1 protein-coding gene is annotated in these 270 nt (G+C 53.3%); it reads left to right on the top strand.

Annotated elements, in window-relative coordinates; genetic code table 11:
• On the top strand, nucleotides 1–270 hold a 270-nt coding region (locus tag QP415_RS11860; protein WP_285100214.1), incomplete at both ends, for a hypothetical protein.

Raw genomic sequence — 270 nt, 5'->3', positions numbered from 1 at the left:
GGGGGCTACCGGTGCGCAGATTGCGAAAGATCTAACCGATGGGGTTAACGATGAGGCCCAGTGGGCACAATTCAATAACCTCATGGGGGCGAAAGGTAAGCAGTCCTCACAGGTTTTCGCGGAGGCTATGGATGACTCCTCGTTTACAGCTGCTGTCCAGCAGGTGATGGCACAAAAAGGCGAACTCGCGGCAGTCGCGTTCTCAGATGCCGTGATCAATAAGGGTATGACTTTGCAGCAAGCTGCCCAGGCTTTAGATGTGAAACTAGA

Origin of the sequence: Pauljensenia sp. UMB3104, from assembly GCF_030217285.1 — a bacterium.
In the GTDB taxonomy this organism is placed as follows: domain Bacteria; phylum Actinomycetota; class Actinomycetes; order Actinomycetales; family Actinomycetaceae; genus Pauljensenia.
This window is presented reverse-complemented; position numbering and strand designations above follow the sequence as displayed.